Genomic DNA, 16,542 nt, shown 5'->3' with positions numbered 1-16,542 from the left:
CGTCACAACCGCGTGATCGACGCTATGAACCAGCCCGCCATGAGTTGCCACGCGTTGCCGTCCAACCCTGACCGCCAGAGCGACAAGGTGGAACGCCAGGCCCGGAGAGCTTCAGAGGGCTCACCACCGAACACGTCGACCAGCCTCACCGGGTCAGGGGCGGTGAACGAGACCGCCATGGTGACCAGGTTCGCCGAGTAGGTCGCGTGCTGGCGGATCGTGTCGCGGGGCACCGGCGTGTACCCGTTGAACCTCGAAGAGCGCTCTTTCGCCCGGTAGGTGCTGATGAGTGTCCGAAGCACCTTCTGGATGTTCGCGCGCTCGTCGGCGGGCAACTCGCTGAACAGGCCGACCGCGAACTCCACAATGGACCGCCTGCGGCGCCACGCGTGGTGCGACAGCACGGCGTAGAGCAGTTCGTCGGCGATCTCCCCGGATGGCCACCGGCCGCCGAAGGACGCCTCGGCGACCTTGCGCAATTCGAGCACCACGAAATGCGCGACCAGGTACTCGCCGAAGTTCGCGTGCAGGAACTCGTAAGAACGGTAATCGCGGTTGGCGGAGTTCGCCTCGGCTGTGTGCACGAAGAAGAACTCGCCCACCACTCGCGCACCCGCGTCCTCCGCGACCGCGGACTCACCACCCAGCGCGGCGAGATCAGCCCGGATCTCCGACTCGCTCGCGCTCAGCCTCCCCCGGTTGAACATGGCCATGCCTGCGATGGCCAACCTGGTCACCTGGTTGTCCACCGCCACGTCCAGCGCCCTCCCGCGCAACAGGTGGTCGGTGCGCTTGAGCACCTCGCGGCGCACGACGGTGTCGAGGATCTGGTCGTAAAGCGCAGCCCGGGACAGTCCGGCGTCCAGCAGTCGCGAGGTCGGGTCGGCGGCGTAGAGGGCGAGCATGAGCAGCAGCAGGGGTTGGACCGCGAGGTCGGCCTGGTGCATGGCTTCGTCGAAGGTCAGCGCCCGCACCGCGCCGGAACCGACCCCGGCGGCATTGGCCGCCCGCCAACGCTCCAGCCAGCCTGCGACCTGGTCGTGGCTGAACGCCTCCAACTTGACCACGACGGTCCCGTCGACGAGGGAGACACGGTCGACCACCACGGTGCGGCAGGTGACGATGACCGCTACCGGGCGCCCCTGCTGCGCCTCGATCCACTGGAAGTCCGCGACTTCCTGCAGATAGCTGTGCCGGTCGTACCGGGACGCCTGCAGCAGCTCGTCCAGCCCGTCGAGCAGCAGGACCCGCAGGGTGTCGGCGCTGCTGTCGGCGAGGTCGGTCCACAGGACCCGCTCGTTGGTCGCCCGGTCGAGGGCGGCTTGGACCTGCTTCATGATCGGCGCGCCCGAGTCGACCGACCGCAGCGGGACGCGCACGACCGTGTAGTTGCTGACGGGCAGTTGGGCGGCGAGGACCTTGGTCAGCAAGGACTTCCCCGCACCCGGGTGGCCGAGCAACACCATCGGGACGCGGACGGCCTCAGCGGAGGCCAGGTGCCCGGCGAGCCGGTGGTCGAGATCGTGGTGGATGTCTTGGTGGTCCCACCAGGTGTCGTCGGCGAGAGCCGTGGACTTGGCGCTGCGGGCGATCCGGTAGCGCGGGGTCAGGAACATCCTCTCCACCGTCGGGAAGACAACCTCGGTGTTGTAGGGCCCGGCATCGGTCGGCACGACCGGTTCGAAGAGCACGCTGCGGTTGGCCAGGTGCAGGCTCCAGCGGGGGTGGTTTGGTCTGGGGCCCGGCGCGTTCGCCGAGACCAAGCGGTGCAGGCCCTCCAGGGCGGTGGCCTGCTCGGCCGCCGCGTTCCGCAGGAGGGTGTCCAGCTCGGCGAGCCGCGCCCGGGTCGCGGCGTGCTCACCCAGGCTTGCCCACACCAGGAACTCGGGAACCGTGGCGGCCAGATCCAGGTAGTACGACTCGTAGCGCTGGGCCACCGCGTCCACGAACTCCACCGGCTCGGGGTAGCCCATTTCTGCCGCAGCCAGTTGCTCGTTGGTGTGCCGTAGCAGATCCGCTGCCCATCGCGTGATGCGGTCGAGGTTCTCGCGGAACCCCCACGCACCGGACGGGCACGGCACCTCGAGCAGGTAGAGGGCCTCGAAGTAGTCCTCCGCGTGGCTTCCATCCCGCTCAGGCCACTCGAAGTCGACGGAGATGTCGTGCTCGGCGAGGTGTTCCCGCAGGACCTCCAGGAACGCCGCCGCCGCGATGATGCTGTGCGCGGCGGAAACCAGCTCGCGCCGCTCCCTGCCCGCGGCGACTGAAGTCTTCGCCCGCAGGCCACCAACGATCGAGCGCAGCAGTCCGAAAGCCTCGTTCTTCTGGTCCACCCACCCCCACAGCGGGGTCAGCAACGCCAATGGCGCCAGGGCAGCACCACCGAGAACGGCAAGACCGGCACCCGCACCCGCGGCGAGGATCAGCCCGCCAAGAGCCTTGTCGAGCGCGCCCACGGCCCTCGGCTCGTGCTTGCCGAGCACGTCGAGTGCCCCGGCGAAGGTCAAGGCGGGCTGTCGCGGCACAGTGGCTCCCGGCGGCGTCGGGGGTGGGGGTGCCGATTCTGACGCCGATCCACTTCGCCGGGAGGTCGCGGGCCACTGGACCGGGCCACCCGCGAGCCGGGCTGGTGGCCGGAGCGCGTGCCCAGGCCACCAGCCGTGACCGCTAGTCGATGGTGAAGGTGTCCGCCGTCGGGGAGGTGTTGTCGCGGCGGGTGATCCAGGACTCGATGGCGTCGATGGCGCGGGCCACGGGGATGCCGTTGACCTGGGAGCCGTCGCGGAAGCGGAAGGAGACCGAGTCGGATTCGACGTCCTTGCCGCCTGCCACCAGGAGGAAGGGGACCTTCTGCAGGGTGTGGTTGCGGATCTTCTTCTGCATGCGGTCGTCGGAGGCGTCGACGTCGACGCGGATCGCCCTGGCGCGCAGGGACTTGGCCACCTGGAGCAGGTGGTCGGTGTGCTCGTCGGCGATGGGGATGCCGACGACCTGCACCGGGGCCAGCCAGGCGGGGAAGGCGCCCGCGTAGTGCTCGGTGAGCACGCCGAAGAAGCGCTCGATGGAGCCGAACAGGGCGCGGTGGATCATCACCGGGCGCTGGCGGGTGCCGTCACCGGCGGTGTACTCCAGTTCGAAGCGCTCCGGCAGGTTGAAGTCGACCTGGATGGTCGACATCTGCCAGGTGCGGCCGAGGGCGTCGCGGGCCTGCACGGAGATCTTGGGGCCGTAGAACGCGGCGCCGCCCGGGTCGGGGACCAGTTCCAGGCCGGAGTCGGTGGCCGCGACGCGCAGCGCCTCGGTGGCCTTGGCCCACACCTCGTCGGAGCCGACGTACTTCTCCTCGTTGCGGGTCGAGAGCTCGAGGTAGAAGTCGTCGAGGCCGTAGTCGCGCAGCAGGTCGAGCACGAAGGTGAGCAGCGACTTGAGCTCGTCCTGCACCTGCTCGGGGGTGCAGAAGATGTGCGCGTCGTCCTGCGTCATGCCGCGGACCCGGGTGAGGCCGTGCACGACGCCGGACTTCTCGTAGCGGTACACCGAGCCGAACTCGAACATCCGCAGCGGCAGCTCGCGGTAGGAGCGGCCGCGGGAGCGGAAGATCAGGTCGTGGAACGGGCAGTTCATCGGCTTGAGGAAGTAGTCCTGGCCGGGCTTGCGGACCGTGCCGTCCTCGTTGTACTCGGCGTCGAGGTGCATCGCCGGGTACATGCCGTCGCGGTACCAGTCCAGGTGCCCGGAAGTCTCGAACAGCGTGCCCTTGGTGATGTGCGGGCTGTAGACGAACTCGTAGCCCTCTTCCTCGTGGCGGCGGCGCGAGTAGTCCTCCATCGCGCGCCGCACGATGCCACCGCGGGGGTGGAACACCGCGAGGCCGGAGCCGATCTCGTCGGGGAAGCTGAACAGGTCGAGCTCGGTGCCCAGCCTGCGGTGGTCGCGGCGCTCGGCCTCGGCCAGCAGTTCCAGGTAGCCGTCCAGCGCCTCCTGCGACTCCCACGCGGTGCCGTAGACCCGCTGGAGCTGCTGGTTGTTCTGGTCGCCCCGCCAGTACGCGGCGGCCACCCTGGTGAGCTTGAACGCCGGGATGTGCTTGGTGGTCGGCACGTGCGGGCCGCGGCACAGGTCGCCCCAGACCTGCTCGCCGGAGCGCGGGTCGACGTTGTCGTAGATGGTCAGCTCGCCGCCGCCGACCTCCATCACCTCGGGGTCGTCCACAGTGTCGTCCGCGCCGCTCTTGAGGTCGACGAGCTCCAGCTTGAACGGCTCGGCCGCCAGCTCGACCTTGGCCGCGTCGACCGACTCCAGCACCCGACGGGAGAACCGCTGCGCGCCCTTGATGATCTGCTTCATGCGCTTCTCCAGCGCCAGCAGGTCCTCCGGGGTGAACGGGCGCTCGACGGCGAAGTCGTAGTAGAAGCCGTCGCGCACCGGCGGGCCGATGCCGAGCTTGGCGTCCGGGAACTGCTGCTGCACGGCCTGGGCGAGCACGTGGGCGCAGGAGTGCCGGATCACCGAGCGGCCGTCGTCGGTGTTCGCCGCGACCGGGGTGACCTCCGCGTCCGAGGTGGGCGCCCAGGACAGGTCGCGCAGGCGGCCCTCGGCGTCGCGCACCACCACGACGGCGTCCGCGCCCTTGCCGGGCAGCCCGGCCTCGCGGACGGCCGCGCCAGCCGTAGTGCCCGCCCGCACCACCACGCTCTGGGCGGGTGCGACGGCTGGGGACTCTGGCTGGGGCACGGGAGCTCCTCGGTGCTCGGGTGGTCACACCGGCTGTGACCTCGACACCAGGGATGCTAGCGAGCCGCTCGCGGCGTCCGCCGCCCGGTTTCCCCTGCCTGTGGACAACCCGGGGGGATGGGGACGGGCGGGCTCAGCCCAGGATGGTGCGCAGCCGGACGATCTCGTCGGACTGCTCGGCGACGATGTTGTCGGCCATCTCCTGCACCCGCACGTCCGAGCCGTCCTTGCGGACCACGTCGGCCATCTCGATGGCGCCCTGGTGGTGGCGGGTCATCAGCTCGACGAACAGCGCGTCGAACGCCGCCCCGGTGGCCGCCTTGAGCCGGTCGAGCTGCTCCTGGGTCGCCATGCCCGGCATCGGGTGCCCCGCGTGCCCGGAGTGACCGGCGTGGCCGGGGTCGATGGTCGGCTTGCCGTTGCGGCGCAGCCACTCGTTCATCGCGCCGATCTCGGGGCCCTGGGTGTCGGCGATGCGGCTGGCCAGGCCCTTGAGCGAGGTGTTGGCGGCGCGGTCGGGGGCGAGCGCGGCCATGTCCACCGCCTGCTGGTGGTGGACGATCATCATCTCGGCGTAGGTGTAGTCGGCGGCGTTCGGCGGGACGACGGGCACCCCGGACTCGATCTCCTCGGGGGACAGCGTGTGGTTGGCCTCCCCCGGCCTGCCCGGCTGCACCACGGGGTTGCTCGGGGCGGGCTCGGGACTGGTGCAGGCCGCACCGGCCAGCGCGATACCGAGCACAACCCCGCACACAATCCGCCGACCGGCCATCCCGACTCCCCTCGCCCCGCGCCAGGGGGCCGAACGTACCCGACCGGGGCCGGTGGCAACAGAGTGTGTCCATCTGGTGATAACTAGCAACAAAAGGGGCTGGTTGCGGTCTTGTGCCCAGGTCATACTGCGGTTTCGAAGCCTTCACGAGAGGGGTACGCAGGGTGCCTTCTACCCGACGCGGCAGGCGCGGGACCGCGATCGCGGTCGCCGGTGTCGCGGCCGCGACGATCTCCGCTCTGCTCGGGGTGCCGTCCGCGTCCGCGCAGGGCCAGTTCCCCGGTCCGGACGAGATCGTCACCAGTCCCAACGTCAAGCACGTCGCCAACATCCCGGCGACCGCCCCGCTGAAGGGCACCGGGTCGACCGGGACCGACCTGGCCTTCACCGGCGACTACGCCATCGCGGGCAACTACCTCGGCTTCACCATCTACGACATCAAGAACCCGCGCCAGCCCAAGATCGCCAGCCAGGTGCTGTGCCCCGGTTCGCAGAACGACGTGTCGGTCAGCGGGAACCTGCTGTTCCTGTCCACCGACTCCCGCCGCAGCGACGACTCGTGCGCGTCGGTGGCCCAGTCCGACGGCACCAAGGCGTACTGGGAGGGCATGAAGATCTTCGACATCAGCGACAAGCGCAACCCGCGCTACATCCGGTCGGTGGAGACCGCCTGCGGGTCGCACACGCACACGCTGGTGCCGGACAAGCGCGGCCGCGACGTCTACATCTACGTCTCCTCCTACAGCCCGGCGACGAACATCAGCAAGTGCCAGCCGCCGCACGACATCATCACCATCATCAAGGTGCCGCTGCGCAACCCGGCCGCGGCCGAGGTCGTGGCGACGCCGAACCTGTTCCCCGACGGCGGCAACCCCGGGCGCGGCACCTCCGGCAACGTCGAGGTCCCCTACGTGGTCGCGACCTCCGGCTGCCACGACATCACCGTGTTCCCGTCGAAGAACCTCGCGGCGGGCGCCTGCATGGGTGACGGCGTGCTGATCGACATCGTCGACCCGGAGAAGCCGCGGGTGATCAACCGCGTGCAGGACGACGACCACTTCGCGTTCTGGCACTCCGCGACCTTCAACAACGACGGCACCAAGGTCATCTTCACCGACGAGCTCGGCGGTGGCGGCGGCGCGACGTGCAACGAGAAGGTCGGCCCGACCCGCGGCGCGAACGGGATCTACGACATCACCGGCCGCGGCAACCAGCGGGCGCTGGAGTTCCGCAGCTTCTACAAGATCGGCCGCTACCAGACGCCGACCGAGAACTGCGTGGCGCACAACGGGTCGCTGCTGCCGGTGCCCGGCCGCGACATCATGGTGCAGGCCTGGTACTCCGGCGGCATCCAGCTGGTCGACTACACCAACTCGCAGCAGCCCAAGGAGATCGGGTTCTTCGAGCGCGGCCCGGCGGCGGTGTCGGCCGAGAGCGGCGGCGTGTGGTCGGCGTACTACTACAACGGGTTCATCTACGCGTCCGACCTTGGCAAGGGCTTCGACGTCCTCGAGGTGAACGACCCGGCGACGGACCCGGCGAAGTCGTACCGGTGGACCGAGCTCAACGTGCAGACGCAGTCGACCTACGGTCGGTAAGGATCACCGTGGAAGGGGCCCCGCCGCGGCGGGGCCCCTTCTGCGTGCGTCAGACGGTCAGCACGACGTCGTCGTAGTCCAGTCGCGGGCTGCGGGGGAACGGCGCGGCCTCGGCGGGGTTGCCGATGTTGACCACCACCAGCGAGCGCAACCGGCCGTCCGGGAAGAACTCCCCGTCCACCCCGGCGGCGTCGAACCCGGTCATCGGCCCCGCGGCCAACCCGGCGGCGCGGACGCCGAGCACGAAGTACCCCGCTTGCAGCAACGCGTTGAACCGCGCGCTCCCGGCCCGCCGCTCGGCGTCGACGAAGAAGTCCTTGGCGCCGGGCAGGTGCGGGAACACCGTCGGCAGGTTCTCGTGGAAGTCGGTGTCAGCGGCCAGGATCGCGGTCAACGGCGCGCTCAGCGTCTTCGCCCGGTTGCCCTCCGACAGGTGTCGGGCCAACCGCTCCCGCCCCTGCGCCGTCCGCACGAGCACAACCCGCAACGGCTGCCCGTTCATCGCGGTGGGCCCCCACTTCACCAACTCGTAGATGGCGCGCACCTGCTCCTCGCTGACAGCACCCTCCGCGAACGCGTTCGCGGTCCTGGCCTGCCGGAACAACAGGTCCTGCGCGTCCTCGGCGAGCTCGAGCACCCGACCCTGCACAGCCGTCATCACTGACACCCCTTCGATCGTCGACACCTCCCGCTCAACTTGATTGAGAGCTTGACTATTTCTCGAAGGCCGATGACCCCGGTCACACCCCCTGGCCCGGGCCGCCGGTGCGCGGTGCGGTAGGACGTTGCGGTCCTAGATCTCGGGGAGGCGGACCGTGCAGCCGCGGACCACACGTGTTGTCCTGCTGGGAGCCCTGGTCCTGCTCTGCGCCGCGGTGGCGGCGTGGATGGCGGGCAACGACCTCGACACCAACGACCGGATCGCCAGCGTCACCGCGATGGTCTTCGCCGCGGTAGGGCTCGCGGTGGGGATCATCGGCGCCACCGAGCCCCGCGAGCACCGGCACCGCGACATCGACAGCCTCGCCGACGACCTGGCGGGCACCGTCGCCGACGAGTGGGCGGAGGAGGCGACCGCGCGGCGGCTGCGGGACCCGCACGTGCTCCCGGTGGCGTGGTCGAGCGAGTGGCTGACCGGCCGGGTGGACGGCCCGTTCGACGAGGTCGCCGCCCGGGTCGCCCGCGGCTACTCGGGCATCGGCTCCGGTCGGATGCTGGTGCTCGGCGAGCCGGGCTCGGGCAAGACGGTCCTGGCGATCGTGCTGACCCTGGGGTTGCTGGCCGACCGCGCGCCGGGCGACCCGGTGCCGGTGCTGCTCGCGGCCTCGTCGTGGGACCCGGTCGAGGAGTCGCTGGACGACTGGTCGGCGCGCACCGTGGCCACCGCGTACTACAACGGCCGCGAGGAGATCCCGCGCAGGCTCCTCGACCACGGCAAGGTCCGCCTGGTGCTCGACGGCCTCGACGAGGTCCCCGAGGCCGACCGGCGGGCGGCGGTCCGCGGCATCGACACCGCGCTCGGCCGGGACCGCCCGATCGTGGTGACCTGCCGGGCCGCCGAGTACGCCGAGGTGATCGGGGACGGGTCCCCCGGGCTGCGCGCAGCGGTGGTCACACGCGTGCTGCCGGTGGCCCCCGAGGACGCGTCGGCGTACCTGCGGGAGGCGTCCACGGCCGACTGGGCACCCGTGTTCGCCGCGGTGGGCCACGACCCAGGCGGGGATGTCGCGCTCGCGCTGTCCACGCCGCTGATGGTGTCGTTGGCGCGCACGGTGTTCCAGCGGCTGGACGCCGACCCTATTGACCTGCTCGACCGCGACCGGTTCCCCAGCAGGCACGCGGTCGAGGACTTCTTGGTCGACCACCTCGTCGACGCCACCTACGCGACCCCGGGCACACGGGCGGAGGCGGCGGCTAGAAGGTCCGCGCGTGCTAAGCGGTCGCTGGAGTTCCTAGCCCGCTACATGCACCGCTACCGCAGGCGCGACCTGGCGTGGTGGCGGATAAGCGATCGGCTCCTGTCGCCGTGGGCCGCGCCGGTGATCGGGCTCGGTATCGGCCTGTGCGTGTCGGTGTTGCTCTCGATCGGGGTCGGCATCGGCGTGTTGCAGTCCGAGGCGGGCGCGCTGTCGCAGGACCTGCCACTGCGCGCGGGCATGGTCATCGCCGTGCTGGCCACTGCCCTCTGGTACGGCGCGGCCCACCGAGTCCCCGGGCGGGTGGCCTTCTCGCCGCAGGGGTGGGGTCCGCGCTTCCGCGCGGGCTTTCGGACGGGAGCCGCGTTCGTGGCCGTCCCGGCGGTGCCGCTGCTGCTCGGCCGTCTGATCTTGAGCTACCTGGAGTACGGCTCGCTGACCTACCGAGCGGCGGACCTGGCCGATCTCCTGGCGGCGGCGGTCGTGGCGGTGGTTGCGGGCACCGCGTTCGGCGTGCACCAGGCCGTCAACGCGTTGCCGCGGCGGTCGGCGCGGTCGAGCCCCATGGAGTTGCTGCGGCAGGACCGCAGATCGGTGCTCGTGGGCGGTGTCGTCGCCACCGCGGTGGCGGTGCTGGTCTCGGTTCCGGCGCTACGGCTGGGCGTCGTCCTCGAGACCGTGTACGGCGGGGCGCTGTCGGGCATCGAGCCCGAGAACGGGGTGCTGTTGGCCGAGCAGCACCACTCCTCCGTCGACCCGACCACGGCGGTGGTGGTCATGGCGGTCGCGGTCGCGGTACTGGTGACGTTGACGAGGGCGTGGCCGCGCTTCGCTGTCACCCGACTTGTCCTCGCCGTGCGGCGTAAGACGCCCTTGCGGTTGATGCGTTTTCTCGCCGAGGCGCGCAACCTGGGTCTCTTGCGCCAGTCCGGCGGCGTCTACCAGTTCCGGCATGTGCGACTACAAGAACGGCTGCAAGGTGGGCCTACTGAGCGCCGCGGGGCCGGCAGGGCAATGTCGCCGCAGCGGAGGAAAGTTGTCGTTTTCGCTTCCATCTTCGCGCTTGTCGCTGGCACGGTGCTGACAATCGGGACCTACAACTACCTGCGCTGCGAACCCCTCTTGCGGCTAGGCGGCGATGTCTCGAAGGTTCGCGCTAGCACTGACGCAGGTTCCACGTGCATCGGTGTCGTCCCGGAATCGCAGTGGTACGGACTGCCTGCCGACCACGAGGTGGTCGACCGGCTGATCGCGGGCAACCGCCGCGCGCGGGACCTGGGTGGCGGCGGGGTCGTCGGCGTCATCGGTTCGCTGCGCACGGGCGATGGCGGCTCGTGGCGGGAACTGTCGGCGGGACTGCTCGGGGTGGCCGAGGCCCAGGAGCAGGCCCCGCCCACCCGTCCGGTGCGGGTCGTGCTCGTCGGCTACCCGAACGAGTTGCCCGACGCCCAGTACACCGCGGCGGCCCGCGTCGCGGTCGCCGCGCGACGAGAGGGGGCGCCGCTGCTCGGCGTCGTAGACCTGACCAGCACGTGGACCACTCCCCTCCCCGAGGATCTGCCGGGGACGTCGGCCGTGATCGTGCACGCCGGCGGTGGCGACGAGCGGTACGCCGCCAGCCAGGTCCAACTCCTGCGCCTGCGCGCGGTGCTGGCCGGGGATCGGCCGGACCTGGTGGATCCGTGGACCCTCACCTTCGGCTGCGACGGCACCGCGCCCCGGGTGCTGATCAGGACCTCGACGGCACTGCCGCCGCTGGAGCCCGGGTGCGGTCGGCAACGGCCGACGGTCGTCGTCGGCGGCGGGGATCCCGAGTCGGTCGGCGACCTCCCGGCGGTCGAGGACGGCGACGTGGCCTACCTGGCCCAGGCGCCCGACGTGGCGTGCCGCTGTGACGTCCCGGCCACTCGGCGCGCGCACGATCTCACCCGGGCGCTGGCGGGTGAGCCCGGTCTGCGGCTGAGCAAGGGCATCCGGACCGGCGGGCGGTGGGAGTTCGCTGCGCTGGGGTGACGGCGGTGGCCGTGTCCGGAGGGGACACGGCCACCGGGGGATCACCACTCACAGCCGTTCGTGACGAGCATCAGTGACGAGAAGCAGTGGCTGCAGCAGCTGGAGAGCAGCTGGGGCTCGTCGCCGGTCTGCTCCGTCGCGGGGAGCAGGTCCAGTTGGTTCACGGTCAGTTCCATCGGGGGTTCCTCCTTTCACGGGGTCAGGCCAGGACGGAGTCCCTGGCGTAGCTGGGCAGGAGTGGGCGAGCACCGCCGTGGTGGAGGCGGAGCAGGAAGGACAGGGTGCCCGCGTAGCCGTTGGCGAAGGAGGCGACGACGTCGCCGGTGTCGTCGGGGGTGAGCAGGCGGCCGCGGCGGCGGACCGCGCGGGCGGCGATGACCTGGGCGGTGTCCTCGGCCCAGGTCCGGTAGCGGGTGGCCGGGTCCGCCGAGGTGCCGCGACGCGGGGTCGTGGCGGTGGCGGCGCGAGAAGCCGGGTCGAGCGGCGCGGTGGCTCGTTGGGTGGGCAAGCTCGTCGCGGCGGTGGCACGAGTGGCGGGGTCGAGCGCCGAGCCGTGGGGCGCGGTGGAGTGGGCGACGCCTCGATCGGCGGGCCGGTCAGTGCCGTGGGAGGACGCGGCAGGGCGCGCGGATGTGCCGGTCGGCGCGGTGTGGGTGGCGCCGGTCCCGTGGGAGCGGGACGCGGCCGAGGTGGCCGGGTCGATGGCGGACAGGGTGGCGCAGTCGAGGAGGAAGTCGCCGTCGGTGGCCAGGCCGTGGCACCACAGGGGCGGGGCGGTCCAGGCGCCGTGGTGGACGGCGGTGGCGGCGGCCTCGGCGAGGGCGCGGGCGGCGGGGTGGCCGGTGAGCTGGTGCAGCCGGAGCAGGAAGGTGCCCACGCCGGTCGCGCCGCTGCAGAAGCCGGTCAGCCGGACGGTATCGGCCTGGCTGTCGTCCTCGCCGCTGGGCCAGAACGCGGCGTCGCCGTCGAGGATGGCGGCCCCGGCCAGCGCCTCGGCCGCCTGGCCGACCATGGCCAGGTACCGGCCGTCGCCGGTGGCCGCGGCGATGTCGAGCAGGAACGTGGCGATGCCTGCGACACCGTGCGCGAACCCCCAGTGCGTGGTGCCCGCGAGCAGGAAGTCCCCCTTCGCTGTCCACTGTGGACCTTCCTCGGCGCCGGCCAGCAGCGCGTCCGCGCACCGCCGGGCGCGGACGAGGAGCTCGTCGTCGCCGGTGTGCCGCCACAGCCGCACCAGGGCCAGCCCGGCGCCCGCGACACCGTGGAACACGTCCGGCACGTGCCACTCGGTCGGCAGGGTCCGCGCCAGGCTCAACCCGGCCGCGCTGATGTCGTCCGCGCCGAGCAGCGCACCGGCCTCGTAGAGGCTGACCGCGGTGCCGGCCCGCCCGAACATCAGCCCGGGCAGGACCCTCGGCTCGTCCCCCAGCCTGCGCATGGTCCACCTGGCGGCCAGGTCGACGGTGTCGAGCACCTCCGCGTGCCCCGCCCGCGCGGCCTGGCTCAACACCAGCAGCACCCCGGGCGCGCCGACGTGGACCGAGCACGGGTCGTACCGCGAGGCGGTCTCGGAGTTGCGCCACAGCCAGCCCCGCTCGGGGGTCGCGGTGCCGACGATGTCGGCCAGCATCTCGTCGACCAGCTCGCCCACCCCCGCCACGTCCACCGCCGCGTCGACCGGGGCGGGCTCGGCCAGGGCGGTCCGCACCTCGGCGAGGCTGGGTCGGGCGGCGGGTTCCGGTGCCAGCAGGCCGGTGACGACCGAGCCCAGCCGGGCCGCGACCGGGTTGCGGCGTGCCATCAGCCGGACCATCTCCCGCAGCCGGGTGCCCTGCGACGCGGGCGGGTGGGCGCCGGAGACCAGGTAGAACAGCGTGGCCCCGAGGCTGTAGAGGTCGGTGGCCTGGTCCGGGTCGGCGGCGATCATCCGGGACCGGCCCTCGTCCTCCGGCGCCGCGTAGCCCGGTGTCAGCAGCCGGGCGGCGACGTCGGTCGGGCGCAGCGCGGACTCCAGGTCGATCAGGACGAGCCGCCGGTCCGCGGTGACCAGCACGTTGTTCGGGGTCAGGTCGCCGAGGACGTACCCGGCGGCGTGCACCTCGCCGAGCAGGTCGACCAGCCGGCGGGTCAGGTCGAGCGCCAGGTCGGTGTCCAGGGCGAGCGCGGTGCCGCGCGGGCGCAGTTCCCTGGCGACGAACCGGCGCAGCGGCACGCCGTCGACCCACTGCTGGGCGACGAAGATGTCCGTGCCGGAGGTGAAGATGTCGAGGAACCCCGGCGAGGACCCGCTCGGCCCGAGGATCGACAGCAGCCGGGCCTCGGCGCGGGCGCGGGTCCGCGAATCGGTGCCGTCGACCCCGGCCCCGGTGTGCTCGCGGAAGCGCTTGAGCACCAGGCGGGTGCCGTCCGCGTCCTCGGCGAGGTACACGCCGCCGCGGTTGTTCTGCCGGATGGCGGAGCGCACGGTGAACCTACCGCCGACGAGCACCGATTCGGCCACTGTGGACGGTGTGACATCGTCCTGGAACGGGTCGACGGCCCACGATGGCGCTACCTGACCCACCGCGCGCTTGTCCGGTACAACCGATCCGTCCGGTGCGCGCAGCATCGCGCGGTACTCACCGTCGTCGGTCAGCACTGTCGGTGGGGTGAATCCGCCGTAGCGGTAGAACACCTGCGAGTGTTGGCGATAACGGCGGTCGGTGAGGATCCACTGCCCCGGTAGGCCTAGCGTCGCGCGGTGCAAGGCTTCCGCGACAACGCGCGCGTGGTCGTCGTCATCGGGGTACGCGGTGACGAACTTGCCCGCGGCCTTGCGGTCGGCGTTGGGGCCGACGAGTTCGTGCAAGCGGCGCATGGTGACGGCGAACTTGAACGCGCACCGGTGCCGGGCGAGCACCTCCACCGAGCGGGACAGCACGAGGCAGGCCGACAGCGGGGTGGCCGGGACGTGCAGCTTCCAGCCCTGTTCCCGGGATCTGTGGTCGTCGGGCAGCACGTAGTGCCACCGGTCGTCGACGGCGTGCCGCCAGGTGCGCGGCTGGTGCCGGTCGAGCACCGCGGCGGCGCAGTCGGCGAGCAGGTCGGCGTCTTCGAGCGTCATCGGAAACCATCCCCAGGGTGTCGGCCCCGATCGGGGCCCGTCCGCAACTAGACGCCGTTCATCGCCGTGAAACAAGCGGTTCACAGTGGGGGAACACTTCGGATGCAACGAATTCCATCGTTCGGCGTGTGTCGGGTGACCGCCGGTGAGCGTGGACGGCCGCCGTCGCCCTGTCAGGTCATCGCCCTGTCGGCGTGGCGAATTCCGGCCCGGTCACCGGATTCCGGTCACCGCGCCGGAGCGGGGCCAGTACAGTGGCCGCCACTTCGATCCTGTTGATCACCCGGCGAGGACGTGCCCGTGGCCGACGACAGTACGCGCAACCAGTTGACGGCGACGTCGTCGAACGCGGTGCAGGCGCACACGATCCTAGGTGGCGTTCACTTCACCACTGCACAGTCAGCGTTACCTGTCCCCCGCCAACTGCCCGCCGACACCGCGCACTTCAACGACCGAGAGAAGTACCTGAAGTCACTGGGGAACTGGTTGGAGACCACTACGCCGGTAGCACCAACGATGATCGTGGGAATCGGTGGCGTCGGTAAGACCTCTCTGGCAACGCATTGGGCGCACCAGGTCCGTGACAGCTTTCCCGATGGCGACCTCTATCTAGACCTTCGCGGCTACCACGCCGATGAAGCCGTGACAGCGGAAGACGCGCTGGAACAGATCCTGCGGTCGTTGGACATACCGGGCGAGCGCATCCCGGTGGGCACCGAGCCGCGCGCGGCGTTGTACCGATCCTTGGTGCACGGCAAGCGGATCCTCATCCTGTTGGACAACGCCGCCACCCCGCAGCAGGTCCGACCGCTGCTGCCCGGCTCGTCTTCGTGCCGCGTGCTGATCACCAGCCGCAGTAGACTGACCGGGTTGGCGACCAGGGAAGGGGCCCAGCGGATGGCGTTGGACGTGCTGCCCCCAGTGCGGGCGGTCGAGGTGTTGGCCAGGATCGTGGGCGAGAGCCGGATCGCGGCCGAACCGGACGCGGCAGCGGAGTTGGCCCGCGACTGCGGTTACCTCCCTCTTGCGCTGCGCATCGTGGGCGGCAGGCTTGCCGCGAGCGAGTCGTTGAGTCTGGCCGAGTTCGCGCGGGAACTGCACCAAGAGCGGCTGGACGCGCTAACCGACGATGAGGACCCTTCCGCCGCCGTACGCGTGGTGTTCTCCTTGTCCTACCGAACACTGCCTGCCGACGCGGCCAGATTGTTCCGCCTCCTCGGAGTGGTTCCCGGTGCCGACATCGGCCTAGACGCGGTCTCCGCGTTGGCAGCGCTCACGCCCACGGCGACCCGACGGCTACTAGAGACGTTGGTCAACGCACACCTCCTGCGCGAGGACACACCTAGGCGCTATCGGTTCCACGATCTACTTAGGGTCTACGCGGCTGAACGGGCTAGCGATGACTCCGAACGCGGAGAGGCGTTGCGGCGTCTGCTCACTTGGTACACCCATGCGGCCGACGCGGCGGCGAGGATGTTCACGCCGAGCTTCACCCGCATCGCGCTGGATCTTGCCGAGACGCCTGCTCCGCTACCGACCTTCACGGACAGGGCTGACGCGCTGCACTGGTGCGACCTGGAGCGGGCGAACCTGGTGGCATCGGTGACGCAAGCCGAGCGTGCGGGCGAGCTGGCGCTGGCGTGGCAGTTGCCGGTGGCGATGTTCGGTGCCTTCCTGGCCCGCCGCCCGTTCAACGACTGGGTGGACACGCACCTGGTGGCGTTGCGCGCGGCCAGGGCCTGCGGTGAGCGGGCAGCGTTGGCCTGGCTGCACACGAGCATCGCGCTCGCGTATAGAGGCCTGCGCGACTACGCGACCGCCCTGGAGCACTTCGAGCTGGCGCGGGCCGGATGGCGGGAACTGGGCGAGGGGTGGGCGGAGGCGTGGGCGCTCCGCGACACCGGCGACGTCCAGCACCGGCTGGGTGACGTGACCTCGGCCGTGGCCACACTCACCGAGGCACTGGCGATGCACGTCGCGGAGGGCGACGCGTTCGGCGAGGCCACCGCGCTGCGCCTGCTCGGCGAGGCCCAGCACAGCCTCGGCGACCACGACGCCGCCCTGGCCAACCTGGAGCGTTCGCTGGAGATCCGCAGGCAACAGGGCGACCAGCGCAACATAGCCATCGTCTACGCGGCCATGAGCGTTATCCACAACAGCAAGAACGACCCCACCCGCGCCCTCGAGTACGCGACCCAGGCCCTCCCCCTGGCCGAAGCCCTCGACGACTGGCACACCGAAGCCCGCGCCCACGACGCCCTGGGCGACGCCCTATCCCGTCTCGGTAAGCCAAACAGCGCAAGGGAACACTGGGAGGCCGCGCTACTCCTCCTGGAGAAGCTCGCCGACCCGGACACAGACACCTTGGAGCGCAAGCTCTCCACCTAACCGGATACCGGTATAGCC

The 16,542-nt window shown here is 71.0% G+C and carries 9 protein-coding genes; 3 read left to right on the top strand and 6 right to left on the bottom strand.

All coding sequences use genetic code 11. The features are described 5' to 3' along the window. Positions 1-2: 2 nt before the first annotated feature. The 3 genes from BMY07_RS34335 to BMY07_RS14945 all read right to left on the bottom strand — a co-directional run bounded on the left by BMY07_RS34335 (position 3) and on the right by BMY07_RS14945 (position 5,506). Positions 3-2,525 carry an NACHT domain-containing protein gene (locus BMY07_RS34335; protein WP_177215589.1) on the bottom strand — a complete coding sequence of 841 codons (2,523 nt, stop codon included), beginning with the start codon at positions 2,523-2,525 and terminating at the stop codon, positions 3-5. Positions 2,526-2,667: 142 nt separating this feature from the next. Then, a complete protein-coding gene (gene thrS / locus BMY07_RS14950) occupies positions 2,668-4,692 on the bottom strand; it encodes a threonine--tRNA ligase (RefSeq protein WP_092779098.1) in 2,025 nt (674 codons plus the stop codon). 175 nt (positions 4,693-4,867) lie between these two features. After that, positions 4,868-5,506, bottom strand: coding sequence for a DUF305 domain-containing protein (locus tag BMY07_RS14945; RefSeq protein WP_092778648.1), 639 nt, complete (start codon positions 5,504-5,506; stop codon positions 4,868-4,870). A gap of 164 nt (positions 5,507-5,670) precedes the next feature. On the opposite strand from BMY07_RS14945, the gene BMY07_RS14940 reads away from it, so the two are divergent. Further along, complete coding sequence (locus BMY07_RS14940) at positions 5,671-7,104, top strand: LVIVD repeat-containing protein (RefSeq protein WP_092778647.1); 1,434 nt, start codon at positions 5,671-5,673, stop codon at positions 7,102-7,104. Positions 7,105-7,153: 49 nt separating this feature from the next. Here the strand turns inward: BMY07_RS14940 and BMY07_RS14935 are convergent, their stop codons facing one another. Continuing rightward, the gene (locus tag BMY07_RS14935; RefSeq protein WP_092778646.1) at positions 7,154-7,762 is read right to left on the bottom strand and encodes a malonic semialdehyde reductase; all 609 of its coding nucleotides are present in this window, start codon (positions 7,760-7,762) and stop codon (positions 7,154-7,156) included. 157 nt (positions 7,763-7,919) lie between these two features. On the opposite strand from BMY07_RS14935, the gene BMY07_RS14930 reads away from it, so the two are divergent. Continuing rightward, positions 7,920-11,033 carry an NACHT domain-containing protein gene (locus tag BMY07_RS14930; protein ID WP_092778645.1) on the top strand — a complete coding sequence of 1,038 codons (3,114 nt, stop codon included), beginning with the start codon at positions 7,920-7,922 and terminating at the stop codon, positions 11,031-11,033. Between the two features lie 41 nt (positions 11,034-11,074). On the opposite strand, the gene BMY07_RS35885 is transcribed toward BMY07_RS14930, so the two are convergent. After that, entirely contained in the window at positions 11,075-11,209 is a 135-nt protein-coding gene (locus tag BMY07_RS35885) for a hypothetical protein (RefSeq protein WP_281245066.1), read from the bottom strand. Between the two features lie 23 nt (positions 11,210-11,232). After that, positions 11,233-14,136, bottom strand: a complete 2,904-nt coding sequence (gene lanL, locus BMY07_RS14925) for a class IV lanthionine synthetase LanL (RefSeq protein WP_092778644.1) — start codon at positions 14,134-14,136, stop codon at positions 11,233-11,235. Between the two features lie 300 nt (positions 14,137-14,436). Between lanL and BMY07_RS14920 the strand changes: the two genes are divergently transcribed. Continuing rightward, entirely contained in the window at positions 14,437-16,524 is a 2,088-nt protein-coding gene (locus BMY07_RS14920) for an ATP-binding protein (protein ID WP_092778643.1), read from the top strand. Positions 16,525-16,542: the final 18 nt, after the last annotated feature.

It is taken from the genome of Actinokineospora terrae, assembly GCF_900111175.1.
GTDB classification, from domain to species: Bacteria; Actinomycetota; Actinomycetes; order Mycobacteriales; family Pseudonocardiaceae; genus Actinokineospora; species Actinokineospora terrae.
The sequence above is the reverse complement of the archived record's forward strand: the minus strand, read 5'-3'. Positions and strand labels throughout refer to the sequence as shown.